Here is an 18,915-nt window from a genome sequence, read left to right on the forward strand (position 1 = left end):
ATTAGGCACTACTTATCTGTTATATTTAACCGGAGATGGAGTTTTTCAAAAAGCTGAAGGAAGATATAGAAGAAGGTATAGAGGATCTGACTACTGTGGAGCATGCTTTCATCCGGGAAATAGATGGCAGGCAGGAAGTAGTTTTATACAGAAAGCAGGAAGTAGCTGGAGATTCCATAATCTTTCAGACTTCTAAAAAGCTTGATCCTGAAGTTGTGGATGCCTTTAATCAGGCTTTTGAAGCCGCCATTGTTTCAAGAACGGGTATTTTGAATGCATTGATTCAAATTTTAACATAGACAATTTATATCATGAGCAAAAAATTAAATGACCTGAAAGCCAAAGTAGAAGAAGCTGCCGATGACCTGGCAACGCTGGAGGTAGCATCTTTTACAGGATCACAAATTGATTTGAGTGGAGCCGTTGATAAAGGTGAGTACAAATCAAAAGCTGTATTTCAAACAATAAGGAAAGGACTGCCAACTTCCACATTAGTTGGATATTCCCGATTTGAAATAGAGGGTGATACTTTAAACTACCTGAATAGCGATTTGGGAGAAGGTAAAAAGTACCTGATAGATGGACATAATACACTGGTAGAGGGAGCCCAAAGAACAAGAAAAGACTTCTTTGAATTTGTATTGAAAGCAATTCAGGATATCCTTTGATGAAAATTCTATTCTATGAATTCTCTCCTGAGACCCTTGTTCCCACAGAAATCGTAAAATTTAATTCATGGTGGAAGAAAGAAATCAGGGAGAACCCTGAGGCAGTTGCTGTAAGCACTTATGAAATTGAGGAGAATGAGGTAGACGGGTACATTCATGAGGACAACAATGTCAATCGGGTACTCCGGGTTTATTCGGGGTTGAAAAGAGCTTACAATTGGTTAATGAAACGTTTATGAGAGACGTTCTGGAACTAATTCCTGAATCTGAGCGGTCCAATTTTTCACAGGCGATTGAAAAGCAGGATGAGATTGATGCCCACCAGCTTTTGAGTGACTTTGGGTATCTGAAGCGATCTGCATATGATGATGGAATAATAACGAATGATGAGTACCATATAGCTGTTAAAGAGTTTCGAAGGGAATGCAAAATCACTCTTGAAGATGAGGGATCTACCAATTTTAAAGAGCTTTGGGATGAGGCCCTGATAACGGAGGAAGATACGTACAGTGACGGTCTGTCTCAAACTGAAATATTGTTATTGAAAACGCTTTCAGGATTGGAAGGGGAGTTGATTTTCAGAAAATTTCCTGAAAAGCTGGAAGTCTGTTGTCGTGTTGCCTATTACCGTTTTCGGGTTTACAGTCTCATTCACTCTAATGTTACCCCAAAACAGCATCTATTTAATCAACACCTTTCAAAATTTGAAGAGGTTTTAAAGCAATACAAAGCTGGCAACAACCTGTCTGAGTTTCTCAATATTTTGGGAGACCAAAAGCGGTTGAGTGATTTTTGTAAAAACTCTAAATTTAGTCAGGAGGGTTTCATAGGACCAATTTTCTTTTTTAAAGTAAAAAAGAAAGCCAGGACCTTAAATAAGCTCACAGGAGAAAAGATAAAACTCACCAAAAGGAAAGATTTCCTCCCCAACATCCGGGTTGCAAAATTGAGGAATGCACTTGCTCCCGTACTCAAAAATTCTCCGGTAGATCAGGTAAACAACTACATAGCCAGCCGAGAGAATCAATTTATGCTGAGAGTACTTCAGGTCAAGTTATGGGTGATGGGTTTATACCAGGGGAAATTAGATCATGATTTTGGTCCGCTTTCAATGGATGCTTTGAAACAATTCCTTCGGCTTATCTACAAGGAAAATGATGGGGGAGAGGATGACCTGAAAAATATCCTTTACATCATAAACAATCAGCAATGTGTGATAAACTTTCAATACCTCCTTGAAGAGCATATTATGAAAATAGAAAGCAGTGAGGAAGGACAAAATGTTTTGGAGGATTATTTTCCCATCATTGAGGGTGATTTTCAGAACCATGAGAACGAAGAGGTTAGAGAAAAAGCCTCTGAGTTGAACCGGGAGATTGAGCGATCAATGATCGATCATACACAAAAGCTAATTGGGCTAAAAGAGCCAAAAAGGTTGTATAAAGGAAAGGATGGTTTTAGAAAGTTCATAGCCAAAATGGTTTCCTTTGTTAAGAATACCTTTCAAAAGCTTGTGGCCCTGATAAAGAAGTTAATCGACATTGTGAAAAAGTCAATCAAGTTCATTTTCGAAGGGGTAAAAGAGGCTTTCCTGACGTTCAGTAGAGGCATTTCATTTCTGTTTGGCAAACGCAGGATCGATACCAATGATCAGGTCTATTCGGATTACGATTTTGATTTTGACGGATTTACCTATCTAAAATCTTCTGTACAGCCAAATGATATTAATCAGCATGTCAACGCCATAAATCTTCGTGCCGAATCGCTTTATCCAGCCATTCGTTTTGCAACTGAGGTGATTGTCTGGGGCTTGAAGCTTGCTACGGGAATAGGGTGGGTTCAGGTGTTGATCGGTATTTCGAGGTTATTAAAACAGTTCTTGATGAAGAAGTGAGCTTTTTTACGGGAGTTTGCGCATCCGGATCGGGTGATATGAAGGGTATTTTCACTCCTCGATTGCTTCAATGCCAAGTTCCTTAAGGCGCTCAAGGTGTTCCTTCATTGCTTTGAGTTGTTCAGGCGGGTGACCCTGCCAGTCGGCCACTTCACCAGCGATCCGTAGTGGACTCTTCGTGCGGTATGACTTTGTGGGATTTCCGGGGAACTTCTTGTCCGTCAAATTGGGGTCATCTTCAATCGGACCTGTGGGCTCTACTATATAAATTCTACCGCGCCCTGCGCCCAGGGCAAGCTCTGCTCCCCAAATAGCCGCATCCATGGTGGCGGTCAGGTAGACATAGGACGCTTTCTTCCGCTTACCGTAGTTTGAATTAAAACCAGGCTCGATCAGGTCGTCTTCCTTCAGGTTGGCCTTAGTGCCATGATAGAATTGCTGAGAACTCAGGTCGTTTGATTCATCCTCGATTTTATCCGTTTTCATTGTCATTATGATTGTTTTGCGAATGGCTTTTTGTCACGGGAGCAGCAAAATAATGAATTCTTTAGAATCACTCACCGCCTTGTTTTGTGTCCTTACTAAAAACAACCCCCAGATCCTTGATTAAAGATTATCGAATGCGAAGGAAATTCATTCTCCGTTTATCAAGGGAACTTCTATAAATTCTATAAAAAAATACCAATTCGAAGCATTCCCCCTTAAAAAAGGGGCGCCCGGCCAGGGGGTTTGGGGGTTGTACAAGGTAGTTGTCCTTAATTGTTGCCCTGAAAACGGATGAAAATTTATTCCCAACCTTACCTCCGAAAGGGTACTGTTATTTCTCAGCTATCAGTGGTATTAGCGGGGGTGGCTGGGTTGTTGGTGGAAGGGCAGTATTGTGGACTGTGCTGCCTGGTTGGTAGTAAAGTAGGCAAAATCACTATCTTTAAGTTGCCGTATTTCGCCACATTATGATTAGAGCATCCGTAATTTTCCTATTTCTCTGGCTTTTCGTATTTCGGACGTATTCCCAGGAGCCTGGCAGTATTTTGGTGTGGGACCTGGTAGAGATAAAGGATCAGGAAACCCATGAAACGTCCTTTCTTCCCAGGGCAGCATTTATGCGGATGGTTTTTCTGGATGATGAATACCACACAATCATATCGAGCTGTGGTACTATGAGGTGCAGGTACAAATGGAGTGGTCAGTTCATAATTCCCCGAGGTTATGAATTAGAGGAGCGGCCATGTGATTTTGATTCCATAGGGTTTTTCATGAAGAAGTTTTTGGCAGGCATGATGATCACCGATGAAAATGCCGATGAACTGATTATCAAAGCCCAACCGAATCATCTCTTAAAGTTTAAGAGCTCCTGGTCACAGGATACTTATGAGCGAGTTGATCTCTGCAGCTTAAAACCGAGCGGTGGCGTTTGTCGAGCCCATATTATCAAATATTATTACAACCAGCAGACTTATGAATGTGAGTCCTTCGTATGGGGTGGGTGTGCGGGCAACGTCCCATTTGAGACCATGGAGCAATGCCAGGAGTGGTGTGGAGAATAAAGTTGGATAGGTTTAAACAGGGAATATCAATGTGATCGGTGTAGAGGGAATGCAATAGAAATCCTATCTTTAATTTATGAAAGTTACCTGTGCGATTATTGAAGAAAATAATCGAATTCTTTGTGCCCAGCGAAGCGAAAACATGAAACTGCCACTGAAATGGGAACTCCCGGGAGGGAAGGTGGAGCACGGAGAAACCTATTCACAGGCTATCCGAAGAGAGGTTCAGGAAGAACTGGGAGTAAGCATACAAGTGGTTAGTCAGCTACCTTCTAATATGCATCAATATGATCATTTCTCCATTGAGCTGATCCCTTTTCTATGTATTATTGAGAGTGGAAGACCCTTAGCAATCACTCACAAGAATATAAAATGGATGAGTAAAGCGGATTTATGGAAATTGGATTGGGCAGAGGCGGACAAGCCAATTTTAAAGCATTATTTGAATACTGATGGAAGATCTAGCTAGCTCCAGGGTCAGACAAGCTGCTTTTGAATGGTTGCAAGAAATGGCAATCCTCTCGGATTATGTGATGGACTGGAATACCCTGACAAAGGGATTTATGGTGGATGCAGAACCTATTCCATTACTTGGAGCAAAGGGTATTTGGAAGCCTAAACGTGTCCAGTCGTATCCTATTTCCATTACTTCGGTAGAGAAAAGCATTTACTCTGACGAAATCCTTAGCAATGATCGGATCTTATATAGCTATCGGGGCACAGATCTAAATCACTTTGATAATGTCGGCTTGAGAGAATGCATGAAGCAAAAGATCCCATTGATCTACTTTCATCAAATCCTCAAAGGAAAATACTTTGTCGCCTGGCCTGTATTTATCATTGGTGACGACCCTGAAAATCTGGTCTTTACAGTTTCGGTAGAAAGCGAAGATTTCATTTCAAAAAGTGATGTTAGTTCAATGGTTGCTTCAGAACCTGAGATGGAATACCGACGAAAATATCAGACCAGACTAGTGGTACAGCGTCTTCATCAAAGGAGCTTTAGAGAGCGTGTTTTAAAAGCGTATCGTGATCATTGTGCCATCTGTAATCTCAAACACCGTAACCTGCTGGATGCCGCTCACATTATTCCGGATAATGTAGGATATAGTCAACCGGTAGTATCTAATGGAATATCACTGTGTAAGATCCATCATGCGGCATATGATCAGAACATTATGGGCATTAGCCCGGATTATGTTGTGGAAATTCGTCAGGATGTGCTAGAGGAAATTGATGGACCGATGCTCAAACATGGCCTGCAAGAAATGAAAGGAAGGAAACTGATACTTCCTAGGTCTGGTCGTGAAAGACCGAACAAGGATTGGTTGGCGATGAGGTATGAGAGGTTTTTAGCCTAATGTTGTTAAACGTTTAAAAAACTAGCCTGCATAAGCTTTCCTAAACATACATAACCATTTTTATATTTTCTGAAATGATCACACAACAAATAAAGCATATGCAAAATGAATATGAGGAATTAGGTTATAGAATACTCGAGCATGTCAATTCAATTGTTGAAGATGAAAATGTTAAAGCTACCCTGCTAATAAACAATTCATTCGATGCTGTTTTTCCTGTTTCGGATCGATTGAGGTTTTATGAATTGCATTCACAGGTTGAAATACCTAGCAAGCAAAGGTTTGAGGATTTGATTATGCTCCTTAGGAAGGAAAAGCAGATTAACCTCCAATTGGTTCTATCAGAAAGAGAGCGTAAGGAAATTTTCAAAATTCTTGAAAGCCTAAGGGTAACAAGCGGTCTTAACCGATGGGACTATAATTATCACTCATTTGTAAAGTGGAAACACAAGCTGTTATCAGATTCCGGCTCTCCCTTAATGCCCCATATTCGGGATACAGATATGGAAGCCATTATTTCATTAATTGGAAATACTGATCAAAGAGGCAAGTTATTCGAAATATTTCTGGAAGGTCTGAAGCTTTGCGCTGAATTGTATGGTCTGGAAAAAATAAACATATTGATTGGGGGTAGCTATTTGGATACTTCAAATTCTCCTCCTAATGATATTGATTCAATTATCATGTTGCCACAAAATGAGTTTTTAGACGATAAGGAAGATATTAAATGGGACAAAATAATAGGTCGTAGAACCTATCAGACTGTTGATGGGCAAACTAAACCTTATTTTGACTTGCTCAAATTGCCTGAAGATTTCACAGATGAGCTTTATCTAGCTTACAGTCGTCTAACTCTTTTAGGAAATACTCCAAGAATTAAACAAGAATATGAAATAAAAAACATGCAATTTTTTCCTCGTCCCTTGCTTAAAATAAGTTGTAATGCCAAAGAGTTGTATCACCTATGAAACTAGATACATACGCACCACCAAGTGATGAGGTGAGAGAAATCTTTGATCATCTGGGAGGAAAAAAGTTTGACCAAATGTGGACATATCTTGGTGATATGACCAATATGTTTAAAGGTCAAAAACAGAAACTCCAGCAATTGCATAAGGAGGAGCTGATAATGTTTCCCAAAGCAAACAATTTGACAAACTGGGTTTATGAGAGGCATTATGAAAATTATGACAAACATTTTAAAGGAATCCTGCTAAACTCGATTTTGGCATCTACTTACTCCTTATTTGAGACTGTCTTCATTGAGGTTTGTCTTTATGCCGCTCAAACTAAAAAAATATCCTTCAATCCAAAGAAATTGGGGGCACAAAGTATCACTAAAAAGTGTAAGAGTTTCATCGAGAAGGAAATAGGCTTAGATTTATCTGAAATTGATGAATATTGGGGTCAGCTGACTTTTGCGCGACAATTGAGAAATAAGGTTATCCATAATTCTTCAATGATTTCGAAGAATGAGAGGAAGTTAATCCGATACGTTGAATCGAATGAATATCTAAATCTCAAAGATCAATTTAATGGAGAATTGGTATTCATAATTGCAGATCGGTTGTATTTGTTTGAGTATATCGAATTAACAAAGTCTTATTTGCTTTGGATACTAATGAGGATATAAACCAAACCCCATGCCTCCCAATTTTTTTCTAACCCCCAAACTCCAAAAAACTCCCCAATGGTACGACAGGAAGTTACCGTAGTTCTGCTACCTAAAAACCGTTCATTGCTTTTTATGGAATCCGGGAAATGAATGCATCATAGATGTGACTTTTTGAAAGTTCATGTATTCTATATTTGAAAACCCTTAATTCCCCAACGTCATGAAACACCTTACCCTTATCTTCAGCTTGCTTTCCGGTCCACTTGCTTTTGCTCAGATCCCAGACCTGAACAGTGTCCTTACTTCCAACGAGCGACCACTTGAGCTATCACAACTTCGTATTGATGTGGAAGTAGTAGGCAATGTAGCTACTACCACTTATGACATGACCTTTTACAACCCCAACGGCAGGGTGCTGGAGGGTGAGCTTTCCGTTCCCCTGAATGATGGGCAGGAGATCTCCCGATACGCCCTGGAGGTGAACGGTAAGCTCAGAGAAGGTGTGATTGTAGAAAAGGTCAAGGCCAGGCAGACGTTTGAGGCGGTGGTCCGTCAGAAGATAGATCCGGGGCTTGTCAGCAGGACCAAAGGGAATTTTTTCAAAACCAGGATCTACCCGATTCCCGCAAAAGGCCATAAACGAATGGTTATCGGCATGGTAGAGACCCTTTCATCTGATGAGAAAAGCTATTTTTATACGCTGCCCGTTGGGGTGCCAGTGCAAATCGGTAAGTTCGATCTGTCTGTAAAGGTTTATAAGGGAGAAGGAGACTCTCAGCAGCCGGACTCAGGTCTGGATAATACGCTATTCGATACGCAGGATGATGTTTACCTGCTCTCTTTTAAGCGTGAGGACTACACCCTGTCCGAATCCCTGAAGTTTTCGATTCCACGTTTTACCAAAAGTGATTCTCAGCTGTTTACGGAAACCGTAGACGGAGAAACATATTTCTACCTGACCGTAAAGCCTCCTGTATTGCAAAAAACCAATAAAGAAACACCAGTAAAGCTTTCGGTTTACTGGGATCGATCGCATTCGGCTTCAGCAAGAAATATCGAAAAGGAGCTTTCACTGCTCAGTCAGTATCTGGAAGATCTTCCGGGAGTTAAAACGATAGACCTTTATGATTTCAACCATGAAGTGGGGGCACCCCAGAAATTTACAGTAGACCGGGATGCGGGCGAGTTGATCCGGTGCATTCGCGAGTTTGAAAATGACGGAGCCACCCGTTTTGACCACATCTCATTTACACCCTCGGCTGATGAGATCCTTTTATTTACGGACGCTGTAAATACCATAGGAGAGGACCTTTTCAGAAAATCAGCTGTGCCTGTTTATCCCATATCCTCAGGCTCCGGTGCCAATTACAACCTTCTCAGGAAAACCGCGATCCAGTCGGATGGAGCATACATTGATCTGAATAAAATGACAGTCGGGACAGCCCTTGAAAAGATGAGCTGTTCGGAAGAAAAGCTGATTTCCGTAACCCACGGTACCGGGCTGGATGAAGTTTACCCCAGGATACCCATGCTGGTAGGAAATACCGTAGAGGTAGTGGGGATGCTGAGGTCTGCCAGTACGACCATTACGCTCAACTATGGAAAGCATGGGCAAACCACTCAAACACAGTCCTTCGAAATACAGAAAACCTCCAAAGATGCTCCGATCTCCCGGATATGGGCCGGCAAAAAGATCCAATACCTGGAGTGGGACTTTGATAAACATCAAAAGCAGATCCTGGCACTTGGCCGCAAACACCATATTGTTACCCAAAATGCGTCATTGCTGGTCCTGGACAGGGTCGAGGATTATGTGGAGCATGAGATCGTTCCGCCCTCAGAATTAAGAAAAGAATACGACCGGCTGATGAAATTAAAACAACCTGTCAAAGCCCCGTCACTAGAGGAAATCCAACAGCAAAACATTCAATCCCTCCACCGGCTTGTCAGCTGGTATGAAAACCCTGAGCCGCCTACACCCAGACAGAAAGCTGAGGAATCCGGAGACGTTAACCTTATGGAGGTTCCTGATGAACAGGAGGTAGAGGTAGAGATGGATGTGGAGGTTACTGAAGGTGTGGAGATTGAGGAGATCGTATTCAGTGAAGAATCTGCAGATGAGGTATTTTATGAAAGCGCCCCCGCTGAGGTAGTTAATCAGCTGGCAGGCCGGGCAGCGGGAGTTCAGGTGGCTGCCAAAAGTGGAAATAAGTCTGATCCATCCTCCATCAAAGTGTTGTCATGGATGCCTGATGCCCCTTACATGATCGAGCTCAGAAAAAAAGAAGACAAAGAGCTTATCAAAAGCTACTATCAGCTGAAAAAAGAGCATAAATCCCGTCCTTCTTTTTACGTCCAGGTAGCAGATCTCTTTTTCGAGAGAGGAGATAAAGCGATGGCCACCCAGGTGCTGTCAAATGTCATTGAGCTGGACCTGGAAAACCCGGAGCTGCTCAAAGTTGCCGGCCGTAGACTCATGGAAGAGGGTCTGCATGAATTGTCCGTCAGTATCTTTCTGGAAATCAAAGCATTAAGACCAGAGGAGCCCCAATCGTACCGGGATCTTGCCAGTGCTTATCAGGCCGCCGGCCGGTACCAGGAGGCGCTGGACATGTATGTGTATATACTGGACCATAACTGGAACAGGTTTCAGGAGATAAAACCTGTGGTACTCAATGAGTTAAACCGCCTGATTTCCAGGCATAGCTCTGAAGTCAGCTTAAAAGGCGTAAATAAGGACTACATCAGGAGTATGCCGCTGGATGTACGTATAGTTATTGACTGGAGCAGCAATGACAATGATATCGACCTGTGGGTCATAGACCCGAATGGCGAGAAATGTTTCTATTCCCACCCTCGGACACAAATGGGAGGAAAGATCAGCGCTGACTTTACGATGGGGTATGGTCCTGAGGAGTTTACGCTGAAGAATGCCGAGAGAGGGACCTATACGGTGTTTGTAAACTACTTTGGTGATTCCAGGCAGCGAATTACCGGGCCCGTGACGGTGTATACTACCTTGTACACAGGATATGGCACCTCACACGAAAAATCCGAGCGACTGGCTGTTCAGCTGGTGGATGACAAGGACACCCAGCAGATAGGTCAGCTGGAGTTTGAAAGGTAATTCAACTATTGTCTTGTTCCGTGCCTTATGAAAATAATCCGGATGTTTGAAACTTGTACTCCACCCCCTTTTATCCCCCGCCCAATGCTCTTAAGTTAAGCTCACGAGCCTGTTGGAGACAACTCCAACAGGTAAAACTTCAGTCAGCCTGAAAGATTTTTAGATGAGGTTTGTTTTGTGTCCTGACGAAAAACCTTTTCGTAAATATTACTTGCTAAATCCCACCTGTTTGGTATTTTAGTTTGATTAAGAAAAATTCAACCCATGCGCAGCGTTTATTTATTGCTTTTATTCATTGGCCTGTCCTGCTATACCTATGCATCCCCCAAAGACAAGTGTGATCTTGATCACCTTAAAGGGGAGTGGTATGGGGAGTTTAATTTCTATTCCGGCACCACATTTCAGATGTACATGAATGTGACTGATGTGAGAAAATGTACAATAGCGGGTGTTTTTCACTGGCCGGACTATTTCAATACCAGGACAACATTTGAGGGAACCATGAAAGGTGATAGTCTCCGGATCATTGAGACGGAGATCACCCAGGGGAAGATCATGGCCATTGATTATGCAGACTATTCATTGCTGATTACCCATTCGGATACGCTGAAGGGATTTGCAAGTGCTTATGGAGAAGAGGTAGCAACTTTTACTCTTTATCGTTCAAGTGCTATGGAGTCCCAACAACTATCCACTACAAGATCACAGATCGTATCATTAGAGGAGAAGTATGGTACTACCCTGATCATGGAAGACGCTGAAGTGGAGGCGACGGAATTAGTGGAGATCTATCGTGATATGACAAAAGACCAATCAATAGATACCACCTTGGAGCTTTACGGCACTACAACAATCTCCCAGATAAATCTACCGATGTATGCGGCTATGGCACCTCCTAAAAAGTATTACATGGAGATGAGTTTTCAGGAAGTTAAGTTTAAAGCAGCCAACAATGGAGAGGTTTCCTGGAAGTACGACCCTGTGAATGAAAAGCTGGACGTAGATGAAGTAGAAGAAGAAGATTCCGGGCAAGGAATGGACCAGTTTAAAAACAAGTTTTTGAAGGCTGTGGATGGGGAGAACGTTGAGATGACGGTACAAAATGCCCTGGTAAATGACATCCCTGCTTACAGGGTTAGGGTGGCTCATAAAGACGGTGATTTACAGGCTTTTTATCTTAGTAAGTCTGACTATCACATCATTCGACAAGAGCTCTCTACTCAAATCGATGAGTATGGTGGTTATACCAATACGGCTGGATTCTGGATTCCTACGCAAGCCAGGCAAATGCATGAGGCTGGTAAGGTAACAAAATTCCATTTTGATAAAGTGGAAGTAGGAAATGCATTAGATCACGAGATTTTTGAAGTTCCCGGGTCCCTGAAGTATTTACTGGAGCCTTCTGAAAAGGTAACGGTTTCAGATCTGGCAAGTGAAGCCTACAACGCTGGTAACCATCAGCGGGCGATAGAATTGTATACAAAGGCGATTGATAATGAACCTTACAATTCCTGGTACTATTACATGCGGGCATCATCCAAATACGAGCTTGGAGATAATTATGGTGCCATTGGGGACCTGGAGCGGGCGATCAGTCTGAACGCTGAAAATGCATCTTATTATAACAAAAGAGGGCTGGTAAAGTACAGGTTAAAAGATTATGTGAATGCAGCCGCCGATTTTGATCGGGCAATCCAACTGGACAGCGCCATGGATATTAGCTATGAAAACATGGCTTTCAGTTTGTATAATCTTGATGATAAAGATTCTGCTCTCCACTATCTCAACAAAGCTGTAGCCTTAGACTCAACCATGGGTCAATATTATTACAACAGAGCGTCTATTCATTCAGAGCTGGACAATTACGAAGCCTCTTTAAGCGATTATCAAAAATCTCTAAAGCTAGATTATGGAGATAGTGCGGTTACTCAAAACCGGATAGGTGTGGTTTACTACAGCCTGGAAGAGTATGAAAAAGCTGTTGCTTATTTTAAAAAAGCCCTGGAAACATACCCGGAAGAGTATCAGTACCTGAAAAATCTGGGAGATACCTATATGCAACTTGAAAACTACAAAGAGGCGATCCGTTTCATGGAAATGGGATATCAGCTAAAAACGGATGATGATGACCTGCTAAATGATTTGGCGCTGGCCTATAATAGCAATGGAGATCCGGATGCTTCCCTGGTCTATTTAAACAAGGCCATCGAAATAAATCCGAAAAATGCAACTTACTATGATAACCGGGCAGATGTGCATGTGGCGCTTATGAAATACCAGGAAGCCATTACGGATTTTACCACAAGCCTTCAACTATATCCGGATGATTCGGAGATCTATTACCGCAGAGGCATGGTACGTAAGCTCCAGAATAACAGGTTTGATGCATGCAGTGATTTCAATAAAGCAGCGGATCTGGGCCATGAGTTAGCAGAAGAAACCATGGAAGGCTATTGCCTGACTACCTCGGATGCTGAGAAGGAGTGAGGAACTGTTCGTTTACAATAGAAGGCTGTTCTCTATTCCTGGTTTAAATGGCGACCCTGCCTGCTTTATTACCTTTTCACAAGCCTACCTGGTGTCAGGTCAACGTTTAAATGGGCGTCATCCCTTCACCGGAAAGTTCCATGCTGAGTGCAGGGCGTTTTCCGCTCACCGGAAACTATCCTGCAGAGCGCAGCACGCTTTCCGCTCGCCGGAAACTGTCCTGCAGAGCGCAGGACATCATCCTCCTCACCGGAAAGTTCCATGCGGAGCGCAGGGCGTCATCCCCCTTACCGGAAACTGTCCTGCAGGGCGCAGGGCGTCATCCCCCTTACCGGAAATCATCCTGCAGCGTGCAGGAATGCCCGCACCTTCTCAGCTCAGCTCCAGCCATTTATACTTTGGCTGTTTATCGCGAGCAGCAAGCCCACAGCATAGAGGTCAGGCCCGGTGCGGCTGCACAAAATCGAGCGACTGCAAAAGGAAGGCTTGAGCCTCAATTTGTTTAGATAATCCAATGGTGACGGATGCCGATTGGAATTCTTTTTGTAATTTGAAGGAAATCAACAATCCTAAACCATGCGACTACTTGTTTTTTTATCCATTACTTGCCTGATCATCTCATGTGGACAGCAGGGGAGCGGTTCCCGGGAGACAGCCGATGAACCTTCTCCGTACGGTACATTTGCCCGAGGCTCGGACTCTCTTTGGGTAAAGGAGTATGAAAGTCCGGTGGCGCAGCAGATTGATTTCCAGTTTTACGCAACCAATGACCAGGTGTCTTCCAACCTGGCTGACTATGCAGAGCTTGATGAATCAACCGAAGAGCAGGACGTTTATGTTTTTAAGGACAGTTCCGAGGTGACTTATGCGGACCTGAAGCTAACTTTTTCTTATAACACAGGCACCTGGACGGTAGAGGATGTAGCTTATAAAGAAGGCAGAACACCAAATATGGACTTTTCCGGTGAATGGGTCCGGGTGGGAGAGTAGGTTCTCTCTGGAAAAAAGCAATAAACATCAGAAAGCTCAGCTTTTGGCAAAATAGTTACCATCCGGTGGAGCTTGCTGATAATCTCGGCAATCGCCTGGCTCCGGCCGGGTGATCTATATTCATACAGCCTTTCACTCATACCTGATCAAAAAAAATCATACGTTTTTCCCGTTCATCTGCTAAAGGGAGGTTATACCGATGTTATTTCCGCTGTGCCCCCTTTGCCACTCCCTCTGTTCCTCTTTCACAAGTTACTGCGGCCTCATTTTGAAATTCACGTTCAGTGTGCTCTTGTCGGCTGATGCTGGTCCGGACAAAACCCCGAGTAGGGTTCCTTTAAGTGAACCCGTTTTATAGCCGTAACGCAACCACTTTTGAACAGTATGAAAAGATCTTTGGTGCTCCTGTTAGATAAAAGATAAACTAAGGCAGCCCTGAATGGCTTTCGGGGCACAGACCGGTTCCCAGGGGACCGGTCTTTATTTCTTCTCATGAGTCGCAAAAGCAAAAATTAACCCTAAAATGATGACCAAGGGGTTCGTCAGAATCTATTCTTCCCCCAGTTTTATAACCAAAATAGGCACAAATGAAAACACACTACTATTTACGCACCACTACCTTTCTGCTGTTAACGTTTATTATAAGCGTTAATACAAGTATAAAAGCTCAATCAATCCTGTTTCAGGAAGACTTTGAAGGATCGCCGGTTACCTCCTTCGTTAATCAGTTTGACGACACTATGCCGGATGGCTCTTCACCTTGTGAAAGGGCATCCAGAGGGAATACCGCAGATTTTAATTCTACAAACGTTGATTTTAACAGCGATCAAAATTCAACTTATTTTATGGGTGTTAACCCGGAATCGCCATGTGGTGGTTATTACCATGCATATCTGGAAAGTGACACACTGGATTTAAGTGGTGTGGATTCTTTGTATTTTAAATGTCGCTATTTTATCGGTTCCGGGCTTGGCTGGGGACTCACCGGAATAAAAATGGAATTCAATAACGGCGATACCACATCTGTTCTGGATACGGTATTTTCGAGTCTCGACGCCTGGACTCAGATGGAAGTTGCCTTACCTTCCACAATGATCAGCTCAACGGTTTCGATAACAATAACCATTTCTGGGGGAGATGGCGTGGGCCTGGATGATATCACCATACAGGATGGTAAAACCGGTTCGTGTGTGGAGACAACCAATACCATCAACGCGGTTGCCTGTGACAGCTATACTTCTCCAAGTGGTAACTATACCTGGACTACCTCTGATACCTACCTGGATACCATTCCAAACACCGTAGGATGCGATAGCTTGCTAACGATTAACCTTACCATAGCTGAAAGTACTTCAAATGTAGTTACCACTTCATCATGCGGGAGTTATGAGTTCAATGATGAAACACTGACTGCTTCCGGTGCTTATGAGGCGGTGTTGGTCAATGCAGCAGGATGCGATAGCCTCGTTACGCTTGACCTGACTATCCTGGAAAGCACACCAACTACAACGAGCATCTCCACTTGCGAAAGCTATGAGTTCAACGGAGAGGCTCTTACGACTTCAGGGACTTATGAGGCTTTGCTGACCAATGTATCGGGCTGCGACAGTTTGGCTACCCTGAACCTGACAGTCCTGGAGGCGCCTTCCGCAGAGGTAACCATCAATGACATTGTATTATTTGCCGAAGAGCAGGAGGGAGTCACTTATCAGTGGATTGACTGTGCTACCAATGAGCCACTGGAAGGAGAGACTCAAGTGCAGTTGACGCCTGCCCACGCAGGTGAATACGCGGTGATCGTGACCAATGCCAACTGTTCGGTAACCTCAGTATGTATGAATTCGGATGGAGTAGCGATACTTTCGGCGAGTATGGAGCAAGCGCTTAATGTTTATCCAAATCCTACAAGAAATGGTCTGGTAACCATTTCAGGGTTGGGTGACGACCCGACAGATTACCTGGTGACCAATTTAGCCGGTAAGATCATGCAGCAAGGTGTTGTGGAAACCTCTGGTGAACTTAGCATAGATGGCCCGGAAGGTGTATATCTGGTCATCTTGAAAACAGCAGGACGGGAGAAGTCATTGCGGATATTAAAAAAGTAAGGTTGTGGTAGCAGCTAAGAAAGTTGCCACTATACTCACCGGAAAATAGAATTACCGGATTGTGAGGGCTTTTAAAAAAACACTCCCTATCCTCCCTGGAAGGAGGGAGTGTTTTTTATGCACTTACGAATAGGATTCTTCAAATCAGCTGAAGGCTGAGCATGATAAGCATTAGATTTTTTACGGAGTAGGGTGTTTCGTCATTTGCCCTTTTAAATAAATGAATCTATCATCGATAAAAGAAAGTACATGAAAACATTCTTACTAGCCGCCCTGCTCTTCGCAACAAGCTGGGCAAGTGCACAACAATTTGATTTTTACGGCCCGCAACCATTTGATGAAATCCTGAATAATTCTTTTGATCAGGCATGGAGTCCCACGGCTATTTCATCCATTGAAAACCGAAAATATGTGGTGATCCTGGATGCAGCGACTCAAACGAACGCGCTTATGTTAGGTGAAAGCAACATTTCGGTCCTTAATTTCACAGAAGTGGACAATGTGCATGGAGCCAGCTCGACTTACAGTTCTTTGCTGCGCAGTATCTTTCAACTGGTGGATATCAACACGCACCTTGATAATGACGAAACAGCACTGGAAGGCAAGTACGTCATTAACCCGATGCTGCATAGCTACTATGCCATTAATGCTGCCACGGACAATAGTGCCACCTGCACAGACGCAGGAACCCTTTACATTGGTGAAGAAGATCATACAGGTTATGTGCTTGTGGAATTTGACGGTACGGCCAGCTCAACCACAATTAAAGCTTCCAGCCAATGGGAATATAGCGCAACAGTAGGAGGCATCGTAGCGGTTAGTGGCTGGACAACGAAGTGGCTGAAGATTGACGGCACTTCACTCAGCTGGACCACCACAGAAGCTGATGCCAGCAGCTTTTACCTGGCTGATGCCACTGGCCTGATCGACCTTACCATTGAAGAGGGCGCAGATTTCAATCCTCTGAGCGAGACCTACCAGACCAATGCTACTGCGGACTTGCCGGAAATAGATGCCATAGAAAACAGTAAACTACTTGTCGAGCTTGAAATGAAGGTTGATACCGACTATGTGGATCAACTGGGCACTACCACAAGCGCTTCCGATGCGGCAAGCGCTATGCTCGATGCGATCGAAACCACTTTGACAGAAAATGGTGCTTCACTACGGTATCCCAAAACCTTTTACCTCGCCCTTCGCGAAAGCATGTTATCACAGATCATTGCAAGTACGGATATCTATGGGGCCCGGCTGGACTACAATACCATTCCCCATGTATATTTTACCAACGCATCAGATGATAGCGGTGTACCACACCCTTTTATGGTGATCGGCTCTCATGCGGTCTCCACCAGGCCCAATCAACTGCTGGACGTTAGCCGGCCTCCGGGAGCCGAGCCGGGTGTTGGCTATGGCGAAAGCACGGTAACAAGACATGGAAAACTTGGTGAGTTTCTGCTTAAAATACCCCTGAAGGACTATGGGCTGATAGAAAACCTTGAGGATAATGACCTCAGCGCATACGGTGATCTGGCCACAGACTTTGATGACCTGCACGGTACCACTACTACCAGAGATGTTTACAACTATGCCAGCGTAGCTTCCATCGGTGTGGCTATAGATGGAGTGACCATCTATCCCGGATATAACAACAATCTACGCTTTGCCGTGGAGGATGGCGAGGTGACCCACTCCGGTATTCATGTGGGAGGAGGTCTTGAACTGCACTACCACGCAGACGGCCATGGTTTCAACGGAAACGGCATCAACCTGTATAACCTTACAGACTATGCAGGGCATGATCATCCGCCGGTGATAGGCATGGCTCACGATGGAATTGCATTATTTGGGAAGTACGAATCAGACTATTCCTCCATGGTTGGATACGATATCGCTTTGGACGAATATGGAGGGCATGACCATGATGATGGCTTTGGATATCATTATCATGCTCACGCCGAGAATGTGGAAAGCTCCGGATCCCCAGGTACCTTCTTTGATGAGCATTTTTTGTTGGTTGGCGCCTGGAAGGGACTGATCAATGATATCCCCGGGTTTGATGAAGGAAAGCTCAGTCAGTTTGCAGACGAATCGATCGCAAGGTATGTGGGGGCGTCTTATGATTCGGGAGACCCAACCTCCGGTTCGGCGAATGTAGAAGCCTGCGAAAGTTATGAATGGGAAGGCACCACCTATACTGAGTCTGGTACCTATACTGCTACACTGACCAGCTCTACCGGCGGGGACAGTACCGCTACCTTAAACCTGACGATCCTGGAAAGTACCTCCGGCTCTCAAGACCTGGAAGTTTGCGGAAGCTATGATTGGGAAGGTACTACCTATACCAACTCAGGTACCTATACAGCGACCCTTGCCAACTCCGTAGGGTGTGATAGCACAGCCACGCTAAATCTGACCATTACGGACACTGCCACCCCGGGTTCTGAGGATGTAGAGGTTTGCGGGGGCTATGACTGGGAAGGGACCACTTATACTGAATCAGGGACCTATACATTGACTCTGACCAGCTCCGGAGGTTGCGACAGTACGGCTACATTAAATCTGACCATTTTGGAGGCATCTGCTCCCACGGTGACAGAAAGTGATGGGGTCCTGTTTGTTCAGGAGCAGGAGGGAGCCACCTATCAGTGGTACGATTGTGAGAAGGATGAACCTATCGGAAATCAAACGCATTCGCAATTTACACCAATGGCCTCAGGGAGTTTTGCTGTGAGTGTATCAAACGGAGCCTGTACAGCTATGTCCGAATGTGTGGCAGTAGACGTGGTTATCCTGGGTGCAAAACCGACAAGCGTGCTGGAGATCTACCCCAATCCTGCAACAACTGGGTTTCAAATTTCGGGGATAAATGAACCGGTTCAGGTGACGGTGATGAGCGTTTCCGGTAAGATCCTTTCAAGGCATACTTATACAAATCCCGAGACGGAAATCCCTGTTTCGGGGCTTCCCGGAGTTTATTTGATCAAGGTTGAGTTTGGTGATAAAACCTTGCTGAAGAAAGTCATTAAGGCTCACTAATGGAGTAGAGTTTACCAGAGTGAAGAAAAACTAAGGCATGCTTTATCAGGGATGGTTTAAAAAAACACAACCCATTCCTCCC

Annotated in this window: 15 protein-coding genes; 14 read left to right on the forward strand and 1 reads right to left on the reverse strand. The window is 44.0% G+C overall.

Annotated elements, in window-relative coordinates; translation table 11 throughout:
* The first annotated feature begins 35 nt into the window (after positions 1-35).
* From AC3E9V_RS11980 to AC3E9V_RS11995, 4 genes are read left to right on the forward strand one after another with little or no spacing between them, the layout of a single operon-like run.
* On the forward strand, positions 36-299 hold the full coding sequence (locus AC3E9V_RS11980; protein ID WP_488753439.1) for a hypothetical protein: 264 nt from the start codon (positions 36-38) through the stop codon (positions 297-299).
* A 12-nt stretch (positions 300-311) separates the two neighbouring features.
* A complete protein-coding gene (locus AC3E9V_RS11985) occupies positions 312-668 on the forward strand; it encodes a hypothetical protein (RefSeq protein ID WP_488753440.1) in 357 nt (118 codons plus the stop codon).
* Positions 668-907, forward strand: a complete 240-nt coding sequence (locus tag AC3E9V_RS11990) for a hypothetical protein (RefSeq protein WP_488753441.1) — start codon at positions 668-670, stop codon at positions 905-907. Before AC3E9V_RS11985 ends, AC3E9V_RS11990 begins: the two co-directional genes overlap by 1 nt.
* Positions 904-2,562 (forward strand): hypothetical protein, encoded by a 1,659-nt coding sequence (locus AC3E9V_RS11995; protein WP_488753442.1) that lies wholly within the window; start codon positions 904-906, stop codon positions 2,560-2,562. Before AC3E9V_RS11990 ends, AC3E9V_RS11995 begins: the two co-directional genes overlap by 4 nt.
* Positions 2,563-2,613: 51 nt before the next feature.
* Here AC3E9V_RS11995 and arr read toward each other — a convergent pair whose 3' ends face one another.
* The gene (arr, locus tag AC3E9V_RS12000) at positions 2,614-3,048 is read right to left on the reverse strand and encodes an NAD(+)--rifampin ADP-ribosyltransferase (RefSeq protein ID WP_488753443.1); all 435 of its coding nucleotides are present in this window, start codon (positions 3,046-3,048) and stop codon (positions 2,614-2,616) included.
* Between the two features lie 467 nt (positions 3,049-3,515).
* Between arr and AC3E9V_RS12005 the strand changes: the two genes are divergently transcribed.
* The 10 genes from AC3E9V_RS12005 (at position 3,516) to AC3E9V_RS12050 (ending at position 18,833) form a co-directional block, all read left to right on the forward strand.
* Positions 3,516-4,109 carry a BPTI/Kunitz domain-containing protein gene (locus tag AC3E9V_RS12005; RefSeq protein ID WP_488753444.1) on the forward strand — a complete coding sequence of 198 codons (594 nt, stop codon included), beginning with the start codon at positions 3,516-3,518 and terminating at the stop codon, positions 4,107-4,109.
* A 76-nt stretch (positions 4,110-4,185) separates the two neighbouring features.
* Positions 4,186-4,578, forward strand: coding sequence for a (deoxy)nucleoside triphosphate pyrophosphohydrolase (locus AC3E9V_RS12010; RefSeq protein ID WP_488753445.1), 393 nt, complete (start codon positions 4,186-4,188; stop codon positions 4,576-4,578).
* On the forward strand, positions 4,562-5,470 hold the full coding sequence (locus tag AC3E9V_RS12015) for an HNH endonuclease (protein ID WP_488753446.1): 909 nt from the start codon (positions 4,562-4,564) through the stop codon (positions 5,468-5,470). The genes AC3E9V_RS12010 and AC3E9V_RS12015 overlap by 17 nt, the downstream gene beginning before the upstream one ends.
* Before the next feature lie 74 nt (positions 5,471-5,544).
* A complete protein-coding gene (locus AC3E9V_RS12020; protein WP_488753447.1) occupies positions 5,545-6,438 on the forward strand; it encodes a DUF6932 family protein in 894 nt (297 codons plus the stop codon).
* Positions 6,435-7,103 (forward strand): hypothetical protein, encoded by a 669-nt coding sequence (locus AC3E9V_RS12025; protein WP_488753448.1) that lies wholly within the window; start codon positions 6,435-6,437, stop codon positions 7,101-7,103. The genes AC3E9V_RS12020 and AC3E9V_RS12025 overlap by 4 nt, the downstream gene beginning before the upstream one ends.
* 202 nt (positions 7,104-7,305) lie before the next feature.
* A complete protein-coding gene (locus tag AC3E9V_RS12030) occupies positions 7,306-10,212 on the forward strand; it encodes a DUF2135 domain-containing protein (RefSeq protein WP_488753449.1) in 2,907 nt (968 codons plus the stop codon).
* A 264-nt stretch (positions 10,213-10,476) separates the two neighbouring features.
* Positions 10,477-12,699 (forward strand): tetratricopeptide repeat protein, encoded by a 2,223-nt coding sequence (locus tag AC3E9V_RS12035; protein WP_488753450.1) that lies wholly within the window; start codon positions 10,477-10,479, stop codon positions 12,697-12,699.
* A 576-nt stretch (positions 12,700-13,275) separates the two neighbouring features.
* A complete protein-coding gene (locus tag AC3E9V_RS12040) occupies positions 13,276-13,689 on the forward strand; it encodes a hypothetical protein (RefSeq protein WP_488753451.1) in 414 nt (137 codons plus the stop codon).
* Between the two features lie 587 nt (positions 13,690-14,276).
* Entirely contained in the window at positions 14,277-15,794 is a 1,518-nt protein-coding gene (locus AC3E9V_RS12045; RefSeq protein ID WP_488753452.1) for a T9SS type A sorting domain-containing protein, read from the forward strand.
* A 249-nt stretch (positions 15,795-16,043) separates the two neighbouring features.
* A complete protein-coding gene (locus AC3E9V_RS12050; RefSeq protein WP_488753453.1) occupies positions 16,044-18,833 on the forward strand; it encodes a T9SS type A sorting domain-containing protein in 2,790 nt (929 codons plus the stop codon).
* Positions 18,834-18,915 lie beyond the last annotated feature (82 nt).

The organism is Marinoscillum sp. HNIBRBA16962 (assembly GCF_057801515.1).